This window comes from Rhizobium sp. LC145, from assembly GCF_001005825.1.
Taxonomy (GTDB): Bacteria; Pseudomonadota; Alphaproteobacteria; order Rhizobiales; family Rhizobiaceae; genus Neorhizobium.
The window spans coordinates 205,151-228,962 of record NZ_LBHV01000009.1 but is presented as its reverse complement, the minus strand read 5'-3'; the positions used below and the strand labels follow the sequence as shown (position 1 = coordinate 228,962).

The window sequence follows — 23,812 nt, the reverse complement described above, 5'->3', positions numbered from 1 at the left end:
CGGCATTCGGCAATCATGCTACCTCGAAAGCGGCCTTGACGAGCCGTTCCGTGTAGTCGGTCTTGGGATTGGATAGAACTTCGTTGACAGGCCCCTCTTCCATGATCTTGCCGTGCTGCATGACGATGACACGGTGACAGAGCGCCTTCACGACCTTGAGATCGTGGGAGATGAAGAGATAGCTCAAGCCCCTCTCCTCCTGCAGCTTTCGCAGGAGGTCGATGATCTGGGCCTGAACCGACAGATCCAGCGCCGAGGTCGGCTCGTCGAGCAGGATGAATTCGGGTTCGAGCGCGATCGCGCGGGCAATCGCGATGCGCTGGCGCTGCCCGCCCGAAAACTCGTGCGGAAAGCGCGAAAGGATGTTTCCCGGCATGCCGGCCGCGACCAGTGCCTCGCGTACCCTGTCCAGGCGCTCGGCCTTGCTGACGCCAAGCCTGTTGACGACGAGCCCCTCCTCGATGATCTGGCCGATCGTCATGCGTGGATTGAGGGAGGAAAACGGATCCTGGAAAACGACTTGCATTCGGGAGCGTAGCGGCCGCATTTCGGCGCGCGAGCGACCATGGATCGGCTGGCGGTCGAAAAGGATCTCCCCGCTTTCGGCATTGGTGAGCCGCAGCAGCGCCTGCCCGAAAGTCGTCTTGCCGGAGCCGGATTCGCCGACGAGCCCGAGTGTCTCGTGTCGTCGTAGCGTCAGGTTCAGGCTGTCGACGGCCACAAGTTCGCGAAGCGCCGGCTTGAAGAAGCCGCCGTGGCGCAGCATGAAGGAGACTCGCACTCCCCTTGCATCGAGGATGACATCGGAACTCTCCGGTATCGGCTTGGCCTGGCCGCGCGGCTCCGAGGCCAGCAGGTGCTTGGTATAGGGATGCTGCGGGTTGGTGAAAAGCTGCTCCGTCGTGTTATGCTCCCGCATCTCCCCATGCTGCATCACGTAGACGTAGTCGGAGAATTTCCGGACAATCGTCAGATCATGGGTGATCAGCACAACCGCCATGCCCCGCTGCTGTTGCAAGCTGCGGATGAGATTGAGAATTTGCGCCTGTACCGTCACGTCGAGCGCCGTGGTCGGTTCGTCGGCGATCAGCACGTCCGGATCGTTGGCAAGCGCCATGGCGATCATCACGCGCTGGCGCTGTCCGCCCGAAAGCTGGTGCGGATATTGCCTAAGCCGCGCTTCCGGATCGGGAATCTGCACCTGTTTCAACAATTCCAGCGCACGGGCCTCGGCCTGTCTGCGGGTCGTCTTGCGATGAACGCGGATCGCCTCGACGATCTGGGTGCCGACCGAATAGAGCGGATTGAGCGAACTCATCGGCTCCTGGAAGATCATCGAAATCCGGTCGCCTCTCAGCCGGCGACGCGCCTTTTCAGAGAATGTGAGGATATTGGCTCCGTCATATTCGACCCTCGCCTTCGGCGACACGCTGGCGCGCTTGGAAAGCAGGCCCATGACGGTACGCGCCGTCACTGACTTGCCGGAGCCGGATTCGCCGACGATGGCGATCGTCTCTCCACGATAGAGCTGGAAGGAAACATCCTTCACGGCCTCCACGTGGCCGTGTTCCACCGTGAAGTTCACGCCGATATTGCGGGCGTCGATGATGGGACTTTCCGACCGGAGGTCGTGGTCGCGGCGGGTGGACGGCGCAAAGGAACTGACGAGTGAAAGGGCCATCTTCATCACCTCAATATGGATCGACCGCGTCGCGCAAACCGTCACCCAAGGCGTTGAACGCAAAGACGGTGACGAGCACGAAGCCGACGGGAGCAAGAATCCAGGGATAGGTCCCGATGACCGAATAGTTTGCGGTATCCTGCAACATCAGGCCCCAGGAGATCAGCGGCGGCTTCACGGCAAAACCGAGAAAGCCAAGGAAGGATTCCAGGAGCACGACATGCGGGATCGCCAGGGTCACCGCGACGATGACGTGGCTCAGGACATTGGGAAAGATGTGCTGGAAAATGATGCGGCGGTCCGTGGCGCCGATCGCCATCGCCGCCCGCACGTAATCGATGCGCGCCAGAGCAAGCGTCTTGCCGCGCACCTCGCGCGACATCTGCGCCCAGCCGAGCGCCGACATGACGAAGATGACAAAGGCAAGAAAGACATTGGTCGGCGCGGTGATGGGGATCAGCGATGTCAGCGCCAGATAGAGCGGCAATTGCGGAAAGGCGAGCACCAGCTCGACGAAACGCTGCACCCAGACGTCGAAGCTTCCACCGTAATAACCCGAGACCATGCCGATCGTCGTGCCCACGACCGTTATGATGACGACCACGATCAAGGCGATCATCAGTGAGATGCGCGAGCCGATGATCGCACGCGACAGCACGTCACGGCCGAACTTGTCGGTGCCGAGAAAATGCACCGGCTGCCCATCGACGGTACCAAAGAAGTGCCGGCTGGCCGGGATAAAGCCAAAAAGCCTGTATTCGGCACCCTTTACGAAGAACCCGAGATGTCTCGGATTGTCATAGTCCGGCCCGACGATCGGCTGGAAGGTGACTGGATCGAGCTCTTCGGAATCTGCTAGCGCGTAGACGCGTGGCCAGACGAGATTACCCTCCTTGTCGTGGAAGCTGATCGTCTGCGGCGGTGCAAAGCCGATATCCGTCGCCTTCGGATCCATCGGCGCCAGAAAGTCAGCAAAGACGGCCATGATCATCAAAAGACCGACGAGGATCAGCCCCATCATGCCGGTCCAGGAGCGTTTCAGGCGTCGCCAGACGAGCGCCAGATAGCTCTCATTGCCATGCGGGCCGCTCTTGAGAGCCTCTTCCTGCTGCGAAGAAGATGAGGAGTCCAAAGCGTACATCTCAGGCTCCTTCGTATTGGCGGACCCGCGGGTCCAGCATCGCAAGCAGCATGTCGGCGATGATGTTGCCGATGATCAGCGTCGCCGACAGCACCATCATGAAGGTCGCGGTAACATAGACGTCGCCGATCGCCATCGAGCCGACGATGGCGGGGCCAACGGTTGGCAGCGAGAAGATGATCGCCGTCTCGATCTCACCGGTCAGCATGTAGGGAAGCACGACCCCCTGGTACATGACGAGCGGGTGCACCGCATTCGGCACTGCGTGGCGCATCACGACGGCGCCCTCCGACAGGCCCTTGGCCCGCGCCGTCTCGACATATTGCGCATTCAGCGTGTCGAGCAGATTGCCGCGCATGACGCGCATATTGTAGGCGAGCCCTCCGAAGGTGGCGATCGCCACGACCGGCCAGACATGGCTGACGAGATCGACGAATTTCCCCCACGACCAGGGCGCACCGCCATATTGCGGCGAGAAGAAACTGCCGATTTCCGAAACATCGAAGTGGAAGACGAGCAGGTAAACGATGATCAGCGCCATCAGGAAGCGCGGTACCGTCATGCCGAGAAAGGAAATGCCCGAAAGCAGGTTGTCGATCCAGGAATACTGGCGTGTCGCCGCCCAGATGCCGAAGGCGATGCCGAGCACGGAGGCAAGCAGATGGCACACAAGCGCAAGCGCCAGGGTGCGCGGCAGACGCTCGCCGACGACGTCGGCGACCGGCTTGTTGTAGTACATGCTGTAGCCGAAATCGCCCTCGGTGATGATCCCTTTGATCCAGTTGACGTATTGGATGACGAGCGGCTTATCGAGGCCGTGCTCGGCGCGATAGGCCTGCGCCTGCGCCTCGGCCTGGGCGTAAGATGCTCCGCTCTGATTGATGAGCTGCGAACGGATATAGTCGGCATAGTCGCCAGGCGGCGCCTGGATGATCGCGAAAGTCACCACACTCAGGACGAAGAGCACGGGGATCGCAGACGCAATGCGCATGAGCAGGAATCGTAGCATCGGACGGTTCGCTTCTCCTTGCGGCCAGTCACGCTTTCTCGCTGCAACCGGCTTGTTGGTCCCGTCCGGCCGCGCACCACGCGCGGCCGGATTCTCGCTTCGTCAGGGAGGAGCTCTAGTTGATAGGGCCGTTTTCGCCCGGCTTGCCGGGAAGCTGCTCAGGGAAGAGTTCGTATTTTCCCTGCTTGTCGGCCGCGACCCACAGCCGTTCGCGGATGACGGAATCCTCGGCCCAGTTGAACATGAAGATCGGAGTGCCCTGCGGCACGTTTGAAAAGCGCTTGTTGATGATGAGCGCGCCGGGATATTCCGTCAGACCGACGGTATCGACATTCTCAGTCGCGGTCTTCTGATACTGCTTCATCAGGGCCACGCGCTCATCATTGTCCTGGCTGGTGCGGAACTTGTTGATGATATCGGCGAGCTCCTCCTCGTAGGGCATAAGGTCGAGCTTGCCATCCTTGCCGGCGCGGTGATGCCAGCTCGTGCGGGGACCGACAGGGGCAAGCTGCTCCGTGCTCTGGACCACCGAAGCCAGCTCGGTGGTGTTGCGCTGGATCAACCAGTCGAAGCGGCCGCTATAGTGAGCGTCGTCCCGCTTCGGACCGTCGAGCGCATTGATGATGATCTTGAGCCCCAGCTTTTCCATCTGGCCGACAATGCCTTCGGCAAGGCTCTTGTCGGTGCTGTAGCCGTTGTTGACCAGAAGCACGATCTCGACATTTTTCCCGCCTTCGGTGCCAGCCGGGAAATTTACGAAACCGTCGCCATCCGTATCCTTCAGACCGACCTTCTCAAGCAGCCCCTTGGCGCTTTCGAGATCATGGGGATAGTAGACGACGGATTCCCTGTCGTAGAAGCTCGTGCCCGATACCAGGCCACCGGGATAGATCGCCGTGAACGGCCCCTTGACCAGTGAATCTCCCAGCGCCTTGCGATCGATCCCAATGGTAACGGCCTTGCGGAAATCCTCGTTGCGGTTCAGCTCGCGGATCGCCTGGCCGCGGGCATCCGGATCGCCCCAGCCGTTGGCGGAGAAATTCATGCGCAGATTATACCCGATGAGGCGCGGTCCAAACGCGAGACGCGCAGGGGCGGTCTCCTCCGCGGCGCGCTTCAGCGAGGCCACGAAATTTTCCGGCTGCTCGAGATTGGAAATGTCGCCGGAGCCGGCAACCGCCTGCACATCACGGTCGGCCCAGGTCGAGAGCTTGTAATGCAGCTCGTTGAGGTAAGGCAGCTGGTTGCCTTCTTCGTCGACCTTCCAATAATAGGGATTGCGGCGCATCACGATGATATCGTCGGAGCGGTATTCCACCGGCACCCAGCCGCCCATGACCGGCATGTTCAGGAATTCCGGCGGGAAGGCATTCTTGAACTGATTATAGGTGTTCTTCGAATATTTAGGATGCTGGGGCTTAAGGAGATGCGACGGCCCCGGGCAGAAGTTCGGATAGGCCATCGTATAGAGATACTGTTTCGGGAAGGCCTCCTTGAAGGTCCACTCCACCGTATAGGCGTCGATCTTCTTCAGCACCGTGCCCTCGCCGAAGGCTTCCGGCGAGGCACCGCCGCCGAGCGGTGAGACGTTCGGATCGATGACCTCGTCTTCCCAATAGAACATGATGTCGTCGGCATCGAAGGGATCGCCGTCCGACCACTTGGCGCCTTCGATAAGGTGCATGGTCAGCTTGTGACCGTCCTCAGACCACTCCCAGCTCTTGGCGAGGTTGGGAAGCGGTTCGGTGTCTTTTGCCTCGATCTGGAAGAGCGGCGCGGTGCGCGTGAGGCATTCCGAAAGGCCGATGTCGATGCCGCCCCAGCCCTGCGTCTGGCCGGCACCATAGTTCCAGCCTTCCGGCCGGCCGCCGATGACGTGGCGCATCGTATCGCCATAGACCCCGATACCGTCCGGCATGTTCTCGGTCTTGAAGACCAGCGGCTCCTTGGGCAGGCGATCCTTGACGGGCGGCAGCTTGCCAGCCTCGACGAACTTCTTCGTCACCCAATCGGGCTCGCGATATTCCGGCAGCGCCTTGAACTCGAGAATGGAATCGCGGGTCACGTATTTGATTTTGCCTTCCGCCGGGAATTGCGGCGGAACCGGCGGGGTCGTCGGCTCGGATGCCGCGGCATTCACGGCCATCACCGAAACGCCAAACGCCAATCCGGCGCGAATGCCGATCTCTCGTAAATTCGTCATCGTCTTTCTCCTCCTCTTCCGGAGCGCTTCGACGCGCCTCCGCTTCTCCTCGAACGACAATGAAAGAAAGTTCCCGAACGCCTCTCTCCCTCGGAGGCTTCCCGGCGCTTCCGCCGGCCTCAGACAGCCCGCTTGAGCGCCTCCTTTTCGGCCCGCAATTCCTCGATTGAGCGGATATTGCGCCGCGCAGCTCCGGCCCATTCGCGCGTCTTTACCTTCGCGCTTGCGAGCCGCTCCTTGGCGCCGGGGACCGCATGGGCATATTGCGGCAGCCAGCGGGCCTGCGCGACGACCATTTCATCGACCATCTGCCAGACCTCCTCGGGGGTCGAGACGGCCCCCACCAGCGGATCGTGCAGGACGGCGAGCTTCAGAAGATCGATGTCGCCGCTGATCGCCGCATGCACCGACATGCGCTGCACGTTGATGGAGGAAATGCAGGTCGCGGCGCAGGCTTCCGGAATGGTGATGCCGGAGACCATGTTGATGCCGAAGCGATCCACAAAACCGGGCGACTCGATGATCGCATCCGTAGGCAGATTGGCGATCACGCCGTTGTTCTTGACGTTGAAATGGCCGCGATAGACGCGCCCCGTTTCGAGTGCTTCCAGGATATGGCTTGCATGCTCGTTGGAACGCATGGCCGGATCGATCGGCTTTTCGGCCGAGGCGAGAAATTGCGGGAATTCCGTTTCGAACCAGTTTCGAGTCTCGGTGGAATGACGCAGATAGCCGCCTGTCTCCCCATGGATCCAGTTCGACATGTCGATCCATCTGGTGATCTCTTCCGGCCGCTTGCGATACCAGGGCAGGTATTCCGAAAGATGCCCGTTGCTCTCGGTCGAATAGACGCCGAAGCGTTTCAGGACATCGATGCGCAGCTTCTCCTGCTGCGAATAGACCGGATGAGCCTCGAAGGCGGCAATGAGTTCGTCCTTGCCGATCTGGCGACCGTTCAATTTCAGGTCGACGAACCAGGTCTGATGATTGATGCCGGAGCAGATGTAATCCAGCTCCTTTACCGATTTTGCGCCAAGGACCTCGGCGATCTGCTCGGCGCCGTGCTGGACGCCGTGGCAGAGCCCGACGGTGTCGACCCTGCCGTATTCGATGGCGGCCCAGGTGTTCATCGCCATCGGGTTCGCATAGTTCAGGAACTTCGCCCCGGGGGCTGCGACCTCACGGATGTCCTTGCAGAAATCGAGGATGACCGGGATGTTGCGCTGACCATAGAGAATGCCGCCGGCGCAGATCGTATCACCGACACACTGGTCGATCCCGTATTTCAGCGGAATACGGATATCGTCCGCATAGGCTTCCAGGCCCCCGACACGCACGCAGCTCATGATATAGCGCGCGCCCTCCAATGCCTTGCGGCGATCGGTGGTCGCCGTCACTTTCGTAGGCAGTTTGTTGGATTGGACGACCTTGTCGAGGATCGCCTTGATCATCTGAAGATTGTGCTCACTGATATCCGTAAGAGCGAATTCGACGTCGGCGAATTCCGGAACGCAAAGGATGTCCGTGAACAGTTTCTTCGTGAAGCCGACGCTGCCTGCTCCGATGATAGCGATTTTGAAACTCATGATTCACATCCTCATTGCGAGCTGAAGGCTAAAGCCGGCGACAGTAGCGACAGGATAACAGCCGCGCAGGCTACGGCAGAAAAAGCTTTTAAAAGCTGGCATAGCAACGCCAAATCCTCCCGAAAACCTTCCTCCAACTTCTCCTCGGACAAGGATTATGCGTATATTCCGACAGGGAGCCAGAGAAGGATTATGCTATTATGGGTAATTTTGTGCTGCGGAATCTCATTGCAGCCGGCCCTGGCATGCGGACCGTTTCGCTGCCGCGAGGACGCCAGACGCTCCATACCATGCCGACCAGTAGCGGTTATGAGATAAGGAAGGGTCCAACCTATGACTGGGACGGGCGCAAGCGTGGTCAGGCGCCCTTCACGGTCCTGCAACATTGCATCAGCGGACGGGGGAACCTGCGCTACGAAAACCGCAGAACGCATGTCAAACCCGGTGAAACACTGCTGTTGCTCATTCCGCATAATCATCGCTACTGGCTCGAGCGCGATGAGGAATGGGAATTTTTCTGGATCTCGATGAATGGCGAGGAGGCTTTGAGGATCCACCGTTCCATTCTGGCAATGACCGGCCCTATCCTGCACCTGCAGCCCGAGACGATCGATCGCCTGGCCTATTGCTGCCATCGGCTCATGACCGGAGGAGAAACACCGGGTGCTGCATCTGCGACCGCCTATGAGGCAGCCATGCTGCTTTATGACGACGTCTTCGGATCACATCCCACATTCAGCCAGGAATATCGAACGATGCAGCATGTGCTCAGCTACATCGACAGCCACCTCGATGAGCATCTCTCGGTCAGCGATCTGGCGGCGGTGGCCGGCCTGAGCCGGGCCCATTTTTCCCGCATTTTCACGGCGAGCGAGGGACTGCCACCAGCCGAATTCGTTCTGCAGAAGAGGCTTCGGCGGGCCGCCAAGCTGCTGACGAAAGCCGCCGAAATGCCGATAAAGGAAGTATCGGCACTCTGCGGCTTCGAGGACCCCAATTACTTCTCGAAGGTATTCCGCCGCCTCTATGGCACGAACCCGAGCGATTTCCGCACGACGGGCATGTATGCGGCCGTCACCACGCAGCGAAAAAGAGCCTGAATACCCCTGTCAATTGTCGCGTAAGATCGCTTTGAACCAAAACGTTGCTCTTGAAAGGTGGTCAGGTAGTAAGGCCCTAACGACAGCTCTGCGCCCCATATCGGTCATAGAGGCAAATCTTCGGCCTGCCTGCAAGCAGACATCGGCCTGGCCGGGCGGCGTTACGTCACCTGTGCGCCAAAGCGGAAATCAACTCGCCGGTGGCGGATGTCCGTTCCGGCCCGCAAGGGCAAGCGGTCGTCAATGCAGGACGATCGACTACCACTGAGCCTGATCGCCATTAACGGAGGCGCGTCTGATAGGCGGAACGCTAGGGTCCCATTCGCGCGCGCAGGCGGGGGCCGATCCAGTCAAGGAAGCACCGGACCTTCAGCGGCAGCGGATCGACTGGTCCGTAAATAATATTTACTGGCAGCGGTTCCGGTGCGAACTCCGCCAACAATTCCCGCAGCGCGCCAGAGCGCAAATGTTCGTTGATCTGGTAAGAAAGCACGCGAATAATGCCGATACCGGCCAGCGCAGCCTGAATCGCAGCCTCTGTCGTGTTGACCGCGAGTTTGAGGCGCGGCTCGACGGCGAAGGCCGCGCCGTCCCGGCGGTATCGCCATTCCGGGGCGGTCGCGAAGCCCTGGAAGCTTATGCCATCATGCGGGGCGAGGTCTTCCGGCTGACGCGGCACTCCTCGGCGAGCGAGATAGTCGGGGCTCGCGCAGATCACCCGGCGGACGGCGCCAACCCGTGTTGCGATAATCGCGCTGTCCGGCAGGTGCCCGATCCGGAGGGCTACATCGACGTGCTCATCCGCCAGACTTAGTTGCCGATCAGTCAGGGTCAGCCGCAGGTTGATCTCGGGTTGCTCCTTGAGGAATTCGAGCGCAATTGGCAGCAGATGGCGCTCGCCGAAGGCAATCGGCGCGGTCACGTGCAGCCCGCCACGCAGCGCTGCATAATCGCCGCTGGCCTGCCGCTCCGCTGCGTCAAGCTCCTCAAGAATTCGACGTGACGCGGCGACGAAGGTGCGCCCCTCCTCCGTCAAGGCGAGGCCGCGACGGGTGCGCACGACCAAGCGAACGCCAAGATGTTTTTCAAGATCGGCCACTTTGCGGCTGACCGTGGCGAGCGGCGCATTCAACCGCCGTGCCCCGGCAGATAGACTGCCGGCGTCGACCACCGCCAATAGCACCGCCATCGCGTCAAAACGATCCATCAAAGCCTTCCATAAAATGAGAGGAATGTTTCCAAAATACCAAGATACCCCGTTGTTTGTGGATGTCATAGCCTTCGCGTCGTCAAGGGGCTTGCCATAAGTCCCATCGTGCTACTGATCGAGAGGAAGATGTCATGCCTCAACTTTCACGTCGCGCCTTTGCCGGCGCCCTGCCTCTCAGCCTTGTCGGGGGAAGCCTCCTCGGTGGAGGCCTGCTCGGAGACTCCCTCGCCCGTGCGGCGACGCGGGATGCTGCCAAGGCGCCTGTTGTGGTGAACCCGTTCGCACAGATCCGCATCGGCCGGTTCACCGTTACGGCGCTGACGGATGGGTATGCCGACATGCCGTATGACTACTTTCCGGGACGCTCGGCACCCGAGGTTGAGAGGGCGGCAAGCGCACAGTTTGCCGCCCGGCCGAGTGGGGTTCGGTTCCTCTTCAACCAATATCTCGTCGAGGATGGCGAGCGCCGCATCCTGATCGATGCCGGTGCGGCAGGCTCGATCGGGCAGACCGGACAGTTACCACAGGCACTCGCCGCGCTCGGTCTGCAGCCCGACAAGATCGACGCGATCATCGTAACGCATATGCACCAAGACCATATGGGCGGACTTGTTCTGGGAGGCAAGAACAACTACCCCGAGGCCGATCTTTATATCGATCGTCGCGACGTCACCCACTGGACCGATCCAGCCAAACGCAACGGCGCCCCTGATTATCTGCAGACCAGCTTCAGGATGGCGGAGGAAGTCGTGCGGCTATACCCGAGGCTCCAAACGATCGATGGAGAGCGCGAGATCATGCGGGGCGTTTCAATCATCGACCTGACCGGCCATACGCCCGGCCATATCGGCGTGCGGATCGAAGATGGCGGGAAGAGCCTGATCATGGTTTCGGATATGATTTTTCCGGTCGTGCATCCTGCCGCGACCGATGTGTTCTTCCTGTTTGAGCAGGACCGTGCCGCTGCAAAAGCCATGCGTGATCGCTTCCTTCCGCGTGCCGCGTCGGAGGGCGCGCTCATCGCTGCCACGCACATGCCTTTCCCTGGTCTCGGCCGTATCGTCGCCGGTCGTGGGGAAATGCGTTGGCAGGTCGCAGATTGGGCCATGCAGGACTGATGTTCGCGCTCAGCGAGCTGAAGGGTAAAATTGCCAAGCACTAAATTGGGCTTAACAAAGATAGATTCGGCTCGCACCGTAAGACAGCGATGCGAGCCTGCCCGAACAAGGGGATTATTGATGCCATATCATTTCCTGGAGGTCGCTATGACGCCGAGCGTCAGAGCCGCTCAGGCGAACATGGGGGTGGACCAGCTATGGCTGGGCGCTGACAACCGTCCTTCAGATACCCTCACCGAAAGCGAGATCGCCTTCATTGCCTCACGCGACAGCTTCTATATGGCATCGGTCTCCGAAACGGGTTGGCCATACGTTCAACACCGTGGAGGAAAAGCCGGCTTCCTTAAGGTCGTCGATCAGCGAACATTGGCCTTTGCCGACTACCGGGGTAATCGCCAGTACATCAGCGCCGGCAATTTTGCTGCTAACGATCGGACCTGCCTGTTCTTGATGGATTATGTGCGACGGGCACGGCTCAAAATTTATGCGTATGTGGAGCGACTGGCGCTTGATGCTGACCAGGAACTCACGGAACTGGTCTCCGACACGACCTACAAAGGAAGGGCGGAACGGATCTTCAGGCTTCGGCTTGTGGCGTTCGATTGGAATTGCCCACAGCACATCATTCCGCGCTACACCGAACAGCAGGTTGAACAAGCTGTCGCTCCTCTTCGTGAACAACTGCAGCGATTGGAAACCGAGAATGCGACTTTGCGTGCACGGTTGGAGAACCCAGAAAGATGACCGAAGCTCAACGACCACCCCTTCCGCCTTTTACGTTCGAAAACGCAGTCGAGAAAGTTCGTCTTGCTGAAGACGGCTGGAACAGCCGCGACCCGGCGAGGGTCGCTCTGGCATATACGGTAGACTGCCAGTGGCGTAACCGTGCTGAATTCGTGAGCGGGCGCGAAGCGATCGTAGCGTTTCTTTCGAGAAAATGGCGGAGAGAGCTGGATTACCGGTTGATCAAGGAACTCTGGGCTTTCGGCGGCTACCGAATTGCCGTCAGGTTCGCCTATGAGTGGCATGACGACAGTGGGAACTGGTTCAGATCGTTCGGCAACGAGAATTGGGAGTTTGACGATAGAGGCCTGATGCGGAAGCGCTATGCCTGTATCAACGACCTGCCTATCAGCGCCGACGAGCGCTGCTTTCGGTGGCCGCTTGGCCGCAGGCCTGATGATCATCCTGGTCTCAGCGAGCTCGGTTTTTAGTCGAGACTAACCTGTCTCTTAACGGTGCACGTCCTGGCGGCTATCACCCGCGGCTACCGCTCACGGCGGATGCCATTGCCCTCGACGGTGCAGCATGCGTCTCCGCGGGGGCTGCCGAACTTCACATACACCCACGCGGCCCGAACGGACGTGAGAGCCTCCTGGTGGTCGACGAGGCGATATGCGCCGTGCGGCGCGTTTGTCCGGGAAGTCTTGTCGGAGTGTCAACGGACGCGTGGATAGAACGCGACGAGAAGCAGACGCGAGACTGCATCTCTGCCTGTCGGCTTCCGACTACGCCCCCATCCGCGCCCTCCCGAGGTCAGTTGGTCCGCGGGTTCGAGAGATCAACACCCCATCACGCCACCGCTCCCCAAGCCATAGGATGAGCATCAGCAGGAAGGGATTCATCAGTTGCAGCAAGACAACCACAGTCGCACTCAAGCCAAAATTGACAAACAGCACCAGCGGAGCCGCCAAAACCATGTGAACTATGATCCCGCCAGCCACAAGAAGGGCGAGCGCGCCGTAGCTCATCCGCCCTGGACCGAAGCAGGCGCGGATAACCCACACGGCCAGGACCACGAAAAGCAGTGAAGTGAAAAAACCTCCACCGAAGCTACCCCCAAGCGCGGCTGCCATATGTACCAGGGCGTTGATGATTATGATGCCGTATATAGAAAGACCGACAAGCGGGTGTCGTCGGCTGAGCAGGGCTGCAATGGGAGCCGCGACCCAGAACGCAGTGACATTGACCGCAAGGAAAAACACCGGTGGGATCGGGCAATTCGGATACGGCGGCAAACCAGGCTGTGCACAAATCATGCCCGGAAATGCATGGAACGTCCCAAGCAGATCGATGCCGTATTCTTCGAAGTTGTGAAGCAGGTAGGCCGCCGTCCCGATCCAAGACAACCACACCCAGTCATGCCATCGCGAGCGGCTTGGATCGCTCCGGAGACGGTTAGTTGCAAAAAGCAGAACCGACAGGACGATTGCTCCAACGCCGCCAATCCAAGCAGAGGCGATGTCGAACCAGTGCCAGTAATGCATGATTGAGGAGGCCCTTTTGATAATATGCAGGCCCGAGCACGACTGGAGAATGTTGCCATAACGCGCCGCAGACTGAACACCGGCCTGCTCTATTCCACAACTGCATCCCTCAGCCAATTGCGAAAGAACCGGAAACTGTCGGACCGAAGTTTCGGATCGGCGAACATGAAAAAATAGTGCTCATGCACCATGTCTTTCTCAAACAGCGCAACGAGTTGACCATCCGCCAGTTCCTGCTTGACCAGCTTTTGGCGAACAATGGCGATGCCAAGTCCTTCGACTGCGGCCGTCAGTTCGAGGCCAGAGCTTTCGAGATCGATGAAGCGCGTCCTGGAAAAAATCCTCGGAGCGCGCGCCCCCAGCCACCGCTCCCAGTTGCGTGTGAATTCCGCGGAACGCAGCAAGGTATGCCGCTCCAGGTCGTCCGGTGTATCTAGGGGCGGCGCGCGGTGAAGATAGGCAGGGCTACAGACTGGTGTAAGATCCGCGTCGCCCAATATCTCGCACACGAATCCCTTCTTGCTGATCGCCTCCCCCACATGGATCGTACCGTCCAACCCTTCGATATCGTGCCCGCCAGTGACGAACTTTACGACAATATCGGGACGACGTGCATAAAGCGTTCCAAGCACCGGCATGATGCATTTCTGCAGAAAAACGCGCGGGCTGCCGATGACGAGCGGCCGCCGATCGATACCGACGGAGAGATCGCTCGTCACCGCGCGTATCTGGCCGAGGGACGTATGAATCTTGTCCCAGTAGACTTCGCCGGCCGGCGTAAATGTGATCCTTCGATGCGACCGCTCGAAGAGATCGCAACCGAGGAATGATTCAAGATTCTGGATCTGCCGACTAACGGCACCGGGAGTGAGACAGAGTTCGTCCGCCGCCTTGGCAATGCTCATGTGCCGCCCCACAGACTCGAACACCGGAAGCGCGGTCATCGGCGGCAAGTCCTTGCGCTTTGTCTGCATGTGGCTTCCTCCCCACGGCTATCTCTATCTTTCGATTGAGAAAAACTCAATCGAATCCAGAAAAATTCGATTTTTCCCCGGACAACACAGCGATACGGTCCCACAAAATAAATGGGAGGAGGACCATGAAAAACTTAACACTGGCATCTTTTGGCGTAGCGCTCGCGACCGCGACGTCCCTTTCCGCTGTCCCGGCTGCGGCTGAACAGCTGCGCGTTGGTCTCGCGGCGCTCGCGACTTCGGTCGATCCGCATTTCCATCGCGCCGGCTATAATTTCGACCTTCGGGAGAACATCTCGGACGCACTCGTCTATACGAACGGCGTCAACGGCACCGTCGAGCCTCGCCTTGCGAAATCATGGGAGATTCAGGGCGATACCAAATGGGTCATCACCCTCGAGCCGAAGGCGAAGTTCGACGATGGCAACCCGCTCGGCGCCGACGACGTGATCTATTCCATCTGCCGGGTACGCAATGTTCCCAACAGCCCCGGCCTCTTCAGCAGCTTCATCGCCACGATCGCCAATATCAAGGACGCCGGCGATGGCAAGATCGAGATCGACACCAAGAAACCCGATCCGAACCTGCTGCGCAGCCTGAGCAATATCGGAATTGTCCAGAATCCGACGGGCCGCACGCTGGCCTATGACGACAAGAGCTGCGGCAACGACAACTGGCTGGCCACCGGGGACTTCAACAGCGGCAAGACCTCGCCCGGTATCGGCCACTACCACGTCAAGAAGTTCACGCCCGACGTGGAGATCGAGCTGGAACGCAACGACCAGTATTACGGCACGCCGGCCGCCTATGATTCGGTGCTGGTCAAATCCCTGCCGGACAACAGCGCCCGCATCGCCGCCCTGCTCGGCGGCTCGGTGGACGTCATCAACGCGGTGCCGATCAACAGCATCGACAGCATCCAGTCCTCGGGCAAGTACCATCTGTCGTCCATGCCCTCGACGCTCCTGATCTTCCTGCTTCCCGACCAGGGCCAGGAGAAGACGCCGAAGGTTTCCGGTACCGACGGAAAGAACCCCTTCCTCGACCCGCGCGTCCGCAAGGCGCTCAATCTCGCCATCAACCGCGAGCAGATCGCCGAAACCGTGATGGGCGGCATGGCCCAGCCGGCGAGCCAGATCATCGTGGACGGTGTCTTCGGTCATAATCCCGATCTGCAGGCGTATCCTTACGACCCGGCGGAAGCCAAGCGCCTGCTGGCCGAAGCCGGCTATCCGAACGGCTTCTCCCTGACGTTGAACGCGCCCAGCGACCGCTACGTCAACGGCGCCCAGGTGGCTCAGGCGGTCACCGCCATGCTCTCGCAGGTCGGACTGAACGTGACGCTGGAGACCTTTCCCTTCAGCATCTATTTCACCAAGGCGAGCGCCTACGAATTCAGTCTCTATCTCGCCGGTGCCGCCGCCGATACCGGCGAAGGCTTGAGCCAGATGATCAATCTCGCCGGCACACGTAACCCCGATCGCGGCTGGGGTGGCGCAAACCGCGGACGTTATTCCAGCGAGGTCACCGACAAGGCGCTTGAAGACGCACAGTCGACGCTGGATGACGCCAAACGGGAAGAGCTGCTGCGTGCTGCAGTCGCCGAGGTCTACAAGGATGACGGTTACGTGCCGCTCTATCACGAGTTCGGCGTCTGGGGAGTTCGCAACGGTGTTCACTATGACGCCAATGCCAACCTGACCAACATCTTCTACACCGCCCGCCCCGAATAAGGCGTGCCGGCAAGGCCGTCATCCCTCGCTGGCCTTGCCCTCTCATTCATGAAAGTGCGAAATCCAGATGGGTACAGAATTCAACGACGCCCTCACGTCACAATATGACTACCGGGGACTGCGGGACGCTTTTGCGCCGCCGGCCATGTACCAGGCCTTCCTGGATGTCGAAAAGGCCGTCGCGCTGGCTCAGGGAGAGCTTGGCATGATCCCGGCCGCCTCGGCGGAGGCGATCGCCGGACATTGCCGTTTCGAATACCTGGATACGGACCGCCTCGATACGTCGTACCGGACGACCCGTCACCCGCTTATGCCGCTCATCAACGAACTTGTCCGGCTTGCCGGTCCACAGCATGGCGGGTATGTCCACTGGGGCATCACCACGCAGAACGTCATCCAGACCGGATTGCTGCTGCTCGCCAAGCGTGCCCAGGCGACATTGGATGGGTTGCTCGCCGACATCCTGCGCCATCTCGGTCGCCATGCCCGCACCCACGCGAAGACCATTATGGCGGGGCGGACCCACTATCGCCATGCGGTGCCGATCACCTTCGGCTTCAAAGTGGCGGTCTGGATCGATGAATTCTTGCAGGCCGCGGACCGGCTTCGGGAAGCGGAAAGCCGGGCCTTCGTCGTCATGACCGGCGGTGCGGTCGGCTGCTTCTCCGCTCTGGGTAGAGAGGGTCCGGCCCTCCAGTCACGCGTGGCAGCTCTTCTCCGCATGGGCGAGATGGCTATTCCCTCGCGCGCAATCCGCACGCATATGTGCGAATATGTCAATGCGCTGAGCCTGACGGCCTCCATCTGCCATAAGATCGCGGAAGAGATCTACCAGAGTTCTTCGGAGGAATATGGCGAGCTGCATGAAGGCCGCGTCGAAGGCTCGATCGGTTCCTCCACCATGCCACAGAAGATCAACCCCATCCTCTGCTACGGCATCATCGCCAACAGCAACAAACTCTATTCCTGCGCCGGCATGCTGATGGCAAGTGCCCACCGCCCGTTCGAATCCGACGGTAGCGCCAACCAGATGTTCGAGGACGGATTGGCGGAGGTGATCGGCGCCATTTCCGAAATTCTCGTGCGGACCGAACTTCTGGTGCGCGACCTCTACGTCGACAAGGAGCGGATGCGGTCCAACCTGGACCTGTCGCACGGCGCGATCCTCGGCGAGTTCGCCATGATGCGGCTCGGCGAAACCCTCGGCAAACACAAGGGCCACGAATTGGTGCACGACGCCGCCATGGCTGCCGCAGCCGGCAGAGCGCCTTTCCTGGATGAGCTTGCCCAATTGCCGGGCGGCCAGGCGCTGCGCACGGAGATCGAGGATCGGCTCGAAACCGGCAGCACCGGCGGCATATGCGCCGAATATGCGCTGCATTTTGGATCGCTGGTTGAGAACATCGGAGCCGGATCGATGCCGACAGCCGAGCAACGCAATATCAACGCCTATCTGAAGGCTGACCGCTGATGCTCTCCTTCGTGCTGCAGCGCCTGTTGCAAAGCGTGGTCGTGGTCTTTGTGCTGTCGATCGTGCTGTTCGTCGGGATCTGGCTGATCGGCAATCCGGCCGACATCCTGATTTCCTCGGAAGCTTCGGAGGCCGACCGGCTGGCCGCCATCACCGCCCTCGGCCTCGACAAGCCGCTCTGGCAGCAATACCTGACCTTCCTCGGCAATGCAGTGCAGGGAGATTGGGGTACCTCCTTCGTCTACAAGGAACCCGCCACCAGTATCCTGCTGCAGCGTCTGCCGGCGAGCCTCGAACTCGGGCTAGTCGCCTTCGTCATCGCGATTGTCGCTTCAGTACCGGCCGGGCTCTATGCGGGGCTTAAACCGGAATCGCTGCTCGGCCGGGGCGTCATGACCTTTTCCCTGATCGGCGTCAGCATCCCCACCTTCTGGCAGGGCATGCTCCTGATCGTCGCCTTCGGCATCGCTTTGCCGATCCTGCCGGTGGGTGATCGGGGAGCGGTCGCAACCCATTTCGGCATCACCAGCAGCCTATGGACGCTCGATGGCTGGTCGCATGTTATCATGCCGGCCTTCAGCCTGGCGCTCCTCAAGATGTCGCTCCTGATGCGCGTCACACGCGCCGCGACGATGGAAATCTCCCGCCTCGACTTCGTGAAGTTCGCCTATGCGAAGGGAGTGCGCAGCCGCAAGGTCGTCGTCAGGCATATCCTGCGCAACGCCTTGGTTCCACTCATCACCGTCACCGGGATCGAGCTCGCCAACCTGCTCGCCTATGGCGTGATCACCGAAACGGTGTTTTCCTGGCCAGGTCTCGGCAAGTTATTGATCAACTCAATCAAGGTGCTAGACAGGCCGCTGATCGTCGCCCAGCTCACCTATACCGCGCTGCTGTTCATCGCCATCAACTTCATCGTCGATATTCTGCACATGGCGATCGATCCGCGCGTGAAATCCGTTCTGAGGCGCGCGGCATGAGCACGACTGGTTTCAACGATTTTGCGCAGCGTTTCGCGGAGAGCCGCACGGCCGTCATCAGCCTGCTGATCAGCCTCGTTTTCGTCGCCTGCGCCCTATTCGCGCCGCTAATGTCGCCGACGGACCCTTACGACCTGACCCAGCTTCAACTGTCGGACGCCTTGAAGCCCGCCGGCTCGACGCGGATGCTGCCCGGAGAGGAAGTCCGCGCCAATATCCGCTTCCAGGGGGGCACGGCATCTGTCGAGCCCGCCTCACCCGCACAGACCCGCCAAAGCATCACAGCCGAGTCGTGCGGAGCAAACTGTCTCGGCGTCGGGGTGGCCCCGGAAGGCACCAAACTCGCCAGCCTGCAGATCCGCAATCTGCCGGCCGGCGCCAGCGTGGAAGGCGGAAAGAAGCATATCGTCCAACCCTGGTGGACCGTGGACAACCCGGAGGACGGCAGGGTCAGGATCGTCTCCAACAGCCAGCTTCCTGAAAACTTCACTGTCCTCGCCATCGCAAAATCCCTGGATCGGGAAACGGATTTCGTCTTTCGTCTCGGCACTGACGGTTTCGGCCGCGACATGCTCTCCGCCATCCTCTACGGCATCAGGATCAGCGTCTTCGTCGGACTTGTGGCTGCGGGTGCCGCGATGGTGCTTGGTACCGGCTTTGGGCTTCTCGCGGCCTGGCGGGGCGGTGTCACCGATGCAATCATCATGCGTGCGGTAGATTTCATGCTTGGCCTTCCTGCGCTGCTCGTTGGGCTTGCGATCCTCGCCATCTTGGGCAATGGCGTCAGCAAGGTCGTGCTTGCCATCGTCATCGTGCAATGGTCCTATTACGCTCGCACGGCCCGCTCCTTCGCGATCAGCGAGCTTGGCAAGGAATATGTCGAGGCCGCCCGATGCCTGCGTCTTTCCCCGACGCGCATTATGCTGCGCCACGTGCTGCCCAACTGCATGCCGCAGATTATCGTGCTCTTCACTCTCAATATCGCTGCCGCGATCTCGCTCGAATCCTCACTGAGTTTCCTCGGTGTTGGCCTGCCGCTCACCAGACCCTCCCTCGGCATGCTGATCGCCAGCGGCTATGAATTCATCTTCTCGCACAAATACTGGATCAGCATCTATCCGGGCGTGGTGCTGCTCGTGATGATCGTCGCGATGAACTTGCTCGGCGACCGGCTGCGCGATCTCAACAATCCGCGGCTTGACCGCTAGGAAAGGTGCAGGGATGACGGAACCCTTTTTCCAAGTCGACGGCCTCAACACCTGGTTCTTCACGCGACAGGGCGTGATCAAGTCGGTGCGCGATATTTCCTTTGATCTTCGTCGTGGCGAGGTGTTGGGCATCGTCGGCGAGTCCGGATCCGGCAAATCGGTGACCGGCATGTCGATCATGGGTCAGATCGACGAGCCGGGGCGTATCGTTTCCGGCTCAATCTCGCTCGACGGCCAGGAGCTGACTGCCCTTACGTTCGAGGAGATGCGCCGCTTTCGCGGCCGCAAGATCGCCATGGTCTTCCAGAACCCATTGATGACCCTGAACCCGCTGATGCGGGTGCGCGATCAGATGTACGAAGCGATCAGCGAGCATGAAGATGTTTCCCGCAGACAGATGCACGACCGCTGCATCGAAGTGCTGATGGCCGTGGGTATTCCCTCCCCGGAGGAGCGGCTGAACGCTTATCCGCACGAGATGTCGGGCGGCATGCGCCAGAGGGTCGTCATCGCGACCGCCTTGTTGCTCGGACCGGACATGATCATTGCCGACGAGCCGACGACTGCTCTCGACGTGACGATCCAAGCCCAGATCATCTACCACATCCGTCGGCAGATCGACGAGCGTGGCCTCGGCATGGTCTGGATCACTCACGATCTTTCGACACTTTCCGAACTCGCCGACCGGATTATGGTGATGTATGCCGGCGCGATGATGGAGATCGGCACGACGGAGGACATCATCGGCGTTCCGCGCCATCCTTATACCCGCAAGCTTCTCGGCTCCGTTCCATCGCGCAACACGCCGGGCGAGAAGCTAAGGCAGATCCCCGGCAACATGCCCTCGCTCCTTTCTCTGGGAAAGGGCTGTCCCTTCGCCAGCCGTTGCGAACGGGCGACGGAGATCTGCGGCGAGCCGGTACCGGCGACGCAACTATCGGCTACGCATCACATCTGGTGCTATCATCCATTCGAGGAGTGACGCGTGAACGAGATGATCTTCGAGGCAAAGGATTTGTCGCGCAGCTTCACGGTGGGGCACAGGGTATTTGGCGATCTGGCGAACCGTTTTATGGGTGACCGCCCTCCAACGGTACTGCGCGCGGTGGACAATGTCTCGCTTACGCTGCGCGAGGGAGAAACGCTCGGTGTCGTCGGGGAATCCGGCTGCGGGAAATCGACCCTGGCGCGAATGATCGCCGGCATCCTGCCGGTATCCTCTGGCGAACGGCACTTCCGCGGTGAGCCTTACGATAGCCTCCTTGCCCGCAAGCGCGATGCGCTGAAGATCCAGATGGTCTTCCAAGACCCGCTTTCCTCTCTCAATCCGCGCCTGCGTGTCGGCGAAATCGTCGGCGAGGCGGCGGTCTTGCATGGGCTGGTGCCGCGCTCACGGGTGAAGGAATACGTGATCGACATCCTCGCCCGGGTCGGTCTGCCTGCGGACAGCCTCGGACGCTATCCACATCAGTTTTCCGGTGGCCAGCGCCAACGCATCGGCATCGCCAGGTCGTTGGCGGTAAAGCCCGACATGCTGATCTGCGACGAAGCCGTTGCCGCGCTCGATGTCTCGGTCCAGGCGCAGATCATCAATCTCCTGATGGACATCAGGCGCGACAGTGGCCTTGCGATGATCTTCATCAGCCATGACCTCAGCGTCATCCGCCACCTGTGCGATCGGGTGGCCGTGATGTATCTCGGCCGCGTCGTGGAGCTTGCCGAGACCGAGCAGCTCTTCGCATCGCCTGCGCACCCCTATACCCGCATGTTGCTCGACGGCATGCCGAAGATTTCGCTTGAGCGACGTAAGTTCATGCCGATCAAGGGCGAAATCCCCTCGCCGCTCAGCCCGCCTTCCGGTTGCCATTTCCATCCTCGCTGTCCAATTGCGACGGAGAATTGCAGACGGACGCGTCCGGAGTTGCGAGAGATTGCGTCCGGCCAGGTTCACGCATGCTTGAATGTCGAAGCTATATAAGGAGAGGAGGGCTTTGATTGGAAGTTTGGTTGGCGGGGCCTGACTGCACAGAGACTTTTAAAATGGGCATATCGCGCCCTCAAAGCGGAACGGTCCGTTTCGCGTGGAAATGTACACGCACCGTAATCGCCCTGGCCGAGACGGGGCCGTGTGCGGCCTGGCTGCTTCTGCAGCGTGGAGAAACAAAAGTGGACATGCCACCGTGGTGCGCGGACGCCTGCTATCGACCAATCTCGGCCACTCAGAGCACGTCAGCGACTACCTGAAACCTGCCCTTGCGTGCGCTTCCACTACTGGCAATTCGGAGGCCCCCGTCCGGTTTCGGATACCGCCCAGGGGATAGCTGCCATTAGTCGCGAAGCTATCAACACGACCACTTAAGACCTTCCGAGAACCGTTCATGACTTCTATCGCAACGCACTCGATCCCATGACTGTGGGTGCGCCATCCGAAGATGGAATGCCTGAGCCATTGCAGTTCGCCTTGGATGCACGGACAAGCCCGTTACTCATTGCATCTGACGGTATGGAATGGGTGATCGGCAAAGGGTGGCTGGTTTTTGACGGCAGGAACGAATGTCTGCTATCACTCGAAGTGGCAAATGAGACGGACGTCTAACGCGTTATTCAGCGGTGCGTCGGTGCGGGAGCATTTGCGGTTAGCGAGCCGAGCAGAAAGAATGGGGATACGAAGGCATATTTGCTGACCCCGACGGCATCTGTGGATGGTCGCCGCAGTTTCCAAGGAGAGAGAATAATCAACGATCGGCTGGGGGTCTCCGCTCGCTCCGTGGGTATTCGATAGGCGACTTTCCGCCCCCACCCTTTGACGATCCCTCGGCACTCCGAGAGGCTGTCATGTTCAGATTTCAGTTCCTCAGCGAGGGTGAGGCAAGCCATAGGGGTCGGCGTCTTCAAGCAACCACGCCGCGATGATCGATTCTGCTGTCGCTCGCCGCCCGGCCGACTTGCTGCCCCGTTCGGGTTCGCGTCCGACCAGCGTCTCGCATCGGCAAAAGAAATCGGCAACCAACATCGGCAACTGTACTGACTTCCAGCCTCGAATGCCTTATATTCCAGTCGATTAACTCGTTACCGAGATCGGCAAAAAAATGTTTGAAACACCTGCCCGTATTGAACCGCTGTTCTTTGACGACACGGTGCCGACCGTGCTGGCCGATATCGCTATCGAGCTGCAGAAGGCCGCCGACGAACTCGGCCAAGGTCTGCACCCGGAATCGGCTGCCGAGCTGGCCGATCTCGTTCGGGTCATGAATAACTACTACAGCAATGATTACAGGGAGCGGCTGTTTCCGAACTTGTTCACCGATGCTGAAGTGCCGGCGCCCGAAGCACCAGCGTTGTCATTCAGATAGATTGAGGTAGTTGCTAACGCTTGGTCTTGGGGGATCCTTTGTGCAAAGCTATGGACAGCTTGCGGCCCTATGCGGTCGGTCTAGTTCTGATACTTCAGCGATAGCTGACGCACGCGATTCGGACATCGAAGCTACGACACACGCGCTCGAGGTGGAGCCATTGCTGCAGTTACGGAAACCTGTCGATCAAACGGCTCCCGCTTCAAAATCCCTCTACCGTGGAATTGCTCGCAGGACCGAGAAACAGCTCAGACGGCGCGTCCATAACGCTGCTTAGCCCGCTCCCTCGCCCTAGAGGCGACGACCTCGCGGTCTTTGGGCGGTGCTTTGGTTTCCAGAGCCTGCAACAGCTTGTGCACAGATCTTTTGATCTCCTCTACCGCGTCGTAAAACGCGGCTTCATTGGCTTGTGAGGGGCGAGTGGACCCAGAGATCTTGCGCACGAACTGTAGGGCTGCGTCGTGCATCTCGTCCTTGGTGGCTGGTGGGTCAAAGTTGAACAGCGACTTGATGTTTCGGCACATGAGGTCCTCCTTCGCTGGTGGTGCAGTGTTGCACCAGCCCTGCGCCGATGCAACACAACGCAAGAGCCAGGTAGCCACTTCACTGGCTTGTCCGCTTCGCGCGCCAGTCAGAAAACGCGGCTTAGTCCTTTCACCCTCTGTGAACATGCCGACTCTTCCCTGCGATATAGTCAGCAATCCGATCCTAATCTGCTGTGATTAGGGTCGGTGATGCCGGCATGGACCGCCCGTTCATGGACAGCGCAGAAATAGTG

20 protein-coding genes and 1 pseudogene are annotated in these 23,812 nt (G+C 59.9%); 12 read left to right on the top strand and 9 right to left on the bottom strand.

Annotated elements, in window-relative coordinates; all coding sequences use genetic code 11:
- Window positions 1-13: 13 nt before the first annotated feature.
- The 5 genes from YH62_RS23035 to YH62_RS23015 all read right to left on the bottom strand — a co-directional run bounded on the left by YH62_RS23035 (window position 14) and on the right by YH62_RS23015 (window position 7,620).
- Window positions 14-1,681: an ABC transporter ATP-binding protein gene (locus YH62_RS23035; protein WP_046796655.1), complete on the bottom strand. Its 1,668-nt coding sequence runs from the start codon at window positions 1,679-1,681 to the stop codon at window positions 14-16.
- A gap of 10 nt (window positions 1,682-1,691) precedes the next feature.
- Window positions 1,692-2,822: an ABC transporter permease gene (locus tag YH62_RS23030; protein ID WP_046796618.1), complete on the bottom strand. Its 1,131-nt coding sequence runs from the start codon at window positions 2,820-2,822 to the stop codon at window positions 1,692-1,694.
- 1 nt (window position 2,823) lies between these two features.
- Complete coding sequence (locus tag YH62_RS23025; protein WP_046796617.1) at window positions 2,824-3,831, bottom strand: ABC transporter permease; 1,008 nt, start codon at window positions 3,829-3,831, stop codon at window positions 2,824-2,826.
- 115 nt (window positions 3,832-3,946) lie between these two features.
- Window positions 3,947-6,034, bottom strand: coding sequence for an ABC transporter substrate-binding protein (locus YH62_RS23020; protein ID WP_046796616.1), 2,088 nt, complete (start codon window positions 6,032-6,034; stop codon window positions 3,947-3,949).
- Between the two features lie 119 nt (window positions 6,035-6,153).
- Window positions 6,154-7,620, bottom strand: a complete 1,467-nt coding sequence (locus YH62_RS23015) for an alpha-glucosidase/alpha-galactosidase (protein ID WP_046796615.1) — start codon at window positions 7,618-7,620, stop codon at window positions 6,154-6,156.
- A 200-nt stretch (window positions 7,621-7,820) separates the two neighbouring features.
- On the opposite strand from YH62_RS23015, the gene YH62_RS23010 reads away from it, so the two are divergent.
- Window positions 7,821-8,720 carry an AraC family transcriptional regulator gene (locus tag YH62_RS23010; protein ID WP_046796614.1) on the top strand — a complete coding sequence of 300 codons (900 nt, stop codon included), beginning with the start codon at window positions 7,821-7,823 and terminating at the stop codon, window positions 8,718-8,720.
- Between the two features lie 310 nt (window positions 8,721-9,030).
- Here the strand turns inward: YH62_RS23010 and YH62_RS23005 are convergent, their stop codons facing one another.
- A complete protein-coding gene (locus tag YH62_RS23005) occupies window positions 9,031-9,927 on the bottom strand; it encodes a LysR family transcriptional regulator (RefSeq protein ID WP_245282159.1) in 897 nt (298 codons plus the stop codon).
- 134 nt (window positions 9,928-10,061) lie between these two features.
- Between YH62_RS23005 and YH62_RS23000 the strand changes: the two genes are divergently transcribed.
- The 4 genes and pseudogenes from YH62_RS23000 to YH62_RS29635 form a co-directional block, all read left to right on the top strand.
- Window positions 10,062-11,048, top strand: coding sequence for an MBL fold metallo-hydrolase (locus tag YH62_RS23000; protein ID WP_046796612.1), 987 nt, complete (start codon window positions 10,062-10,064; stop codon window positions 11,046-11,048).
- A gap of 120 nt (window positions 11,049-11,168) precedes the next feature.
- Window positions 11,169-11,792, top strand: coding sequence for a pyridoxamine 5'-phosphate oxidase family protein (locus YH62_RS22995; protein ID WP_046796611.1), 624 nt, complete (start codon window positions 11,169-11,171; stop codon window positions 11,790-11,792).
- Window positions 11,789-12,262, top strand: a complete 474-nt coding sequence (locus YH62_RS22990; protein ID WP_046796610.1) for a nuclear transport factor 2 family protein — start codon at window positions 11,789-11,791, stop codon at window positions 12,260-12,262. Before YH62_RS22995 ends, YH62_RS22990 begins: the two co-directional genes overlap by 4 nt.
- Before the next feature lie 11 nt (window positions 12,263-12,273).
- A pseudogene (locus tag YH62_RS29635) lies at window positions 12,274-12,543 on the top strand (3-keto-5-aminohexanoate cleavage protein); the annotation flags it as partial.
- 13 nt (window positions 12,544-12,556) lie between these two features.
- Here the strand turns inward: YH62_RS29635 and YH62_RS22985 are convergent.
- Window positions 12,557-13,315: an HXXEE domain-containing protein gene (locus YH62_RS22985; RefSeq protein WP_052760488.1), complete on the bottom strand. Its 759-nt coding sequence runs from the start codon at window positions 13,313-13,315 to the stop codon at window positions 12,557-12,559.
- 89 nt (window positions 13,316-13,404) lie between these two features.
- A complete protein-coding gene (locus tag YH62_RS22980) occupies window positions 13,405-14,289 on the bottom strand; it encodes a LysR substrate-binding domain-containing protein (protein WP_046796609.1) in 885 nt (294 codons plus the stop codon).
- Window positions 14,290-14,414: 125 nt separating this feature from the next.
- Between YH62_RS22980 and YH62_RS22975 the strand changes: the two genes are divergently transcribed.
- From YH62_RS22975 to YH62_RS22940, 7 genes are all read left to right on the top strand, one after another.
- Window positions 14,415-16,022, top strand: a complete 1,608-nt coding sequence (locus YH62_RS22975) for an ABC transporter substrate-binding protein (RefSeq protein WP_046796608.1) — start codon at window positions 14,415-14,417, stop codon at window positions 16,020-16,022.
- A 67-nt stretch (window positions 16,023-16,089) separates the two neighbouring features.
- The gene (locus tag YH62_RS22970) at window positions 16,090-17,493 is read left to right on the top strand and encodes an adenylosuccinate lyase family protein (protein ID WP_052760487.1); all 1,404 of its coding nucleotides are present in this window, start codon (window positions 16,090-16,092) and stop codon (window positions 17,491-17,493) included.
- Window positions 17,493-18,473: an ABC transporter permease gene (locus YH62_RS22965; protein ID WP_046796607.1), complete on the top strand. Its 981-nt coding sequence runs from the start codon at window positions 17,493-17,495 to the stop codon at window positions 18,471-18,473. The genes YH62_RS22970 and YH62_RS22965 overlap by 1 nt, the downstream gene beginning before the upstream one ends.
- Window positions 18,470-19,681 (top strand): ABC transporter permease, encoded by a 1,212-nt coding sequence (locus YH62_RS22960; RefSeq protein ID WP_046796606.1) that lies wholly within the window; start codon window positions 18,470-18,472, stop codon window positions 19,679-19,681. The genes YH62_RS22965 and YH62_RS22960 overlap by 4 nt, the downstream gene beginning before the upstream one ends.
- 13 nt (window positions 19,682-19,694) lie before the next feature.
- The gene (locus YH62_RS22955) at window positions 19,695-20,663 is read left to right on the top strand and encodes an ABC transporter ATP-binding protein (protein WP_046796605.1); all 969 of its coding nucleotides are present in this window, start codon (window positions 19,695-19,697) and stop codon (window positions 20,661-20,663) included.
- A gap of 12 nt (window positions 20,664-20,675) precedes the next feature.
- Window positions 20,676-21,659 carry an ABC transporter ATP-binding protein gene (locus YH62_RS22950; RefSeq protein WP_052760491.1) on the top strand — a complete coding sequence of 328 codons (984 nt, stop codon included), beginning with the start codon at window positions 20,676-20,678 and terminating at the stop codon, window positions 21,657-21,659.
- Window positions 21,660-22,770: 1,111 nt separating this feature from the next.
- Window positions 22,771-23,034 (top strand): hypothetical protein, encoded by a 264-nt coding sequence (locus YH62_RS22940; RefSeq protein ID WP_046796604.1) that lies wholly within the window; start codon window positions 22,771-22,773, stop codon window positions 23,032-23,034.
- A 248-nt stretch (window positions 23,035-23,282) separates the two neighbouring features.
- On the opposite strand, the gene YH62_RS22935 is transcribed toward YH62_RS22940, so the two are convergent.
- Window positions 23,283-23,558, bottom strand: coding sequence for a DUF2277 domain-containing protein (locus YH62_RS22935; RefSeq protein ID WP_046796603.1), 276 nt, complete (start codon window positions 23,556-23,558; stop codon window positions 23,283-23,285).
- Window positions 23,559-23,812: the final 254 nt, after the last annotated feature.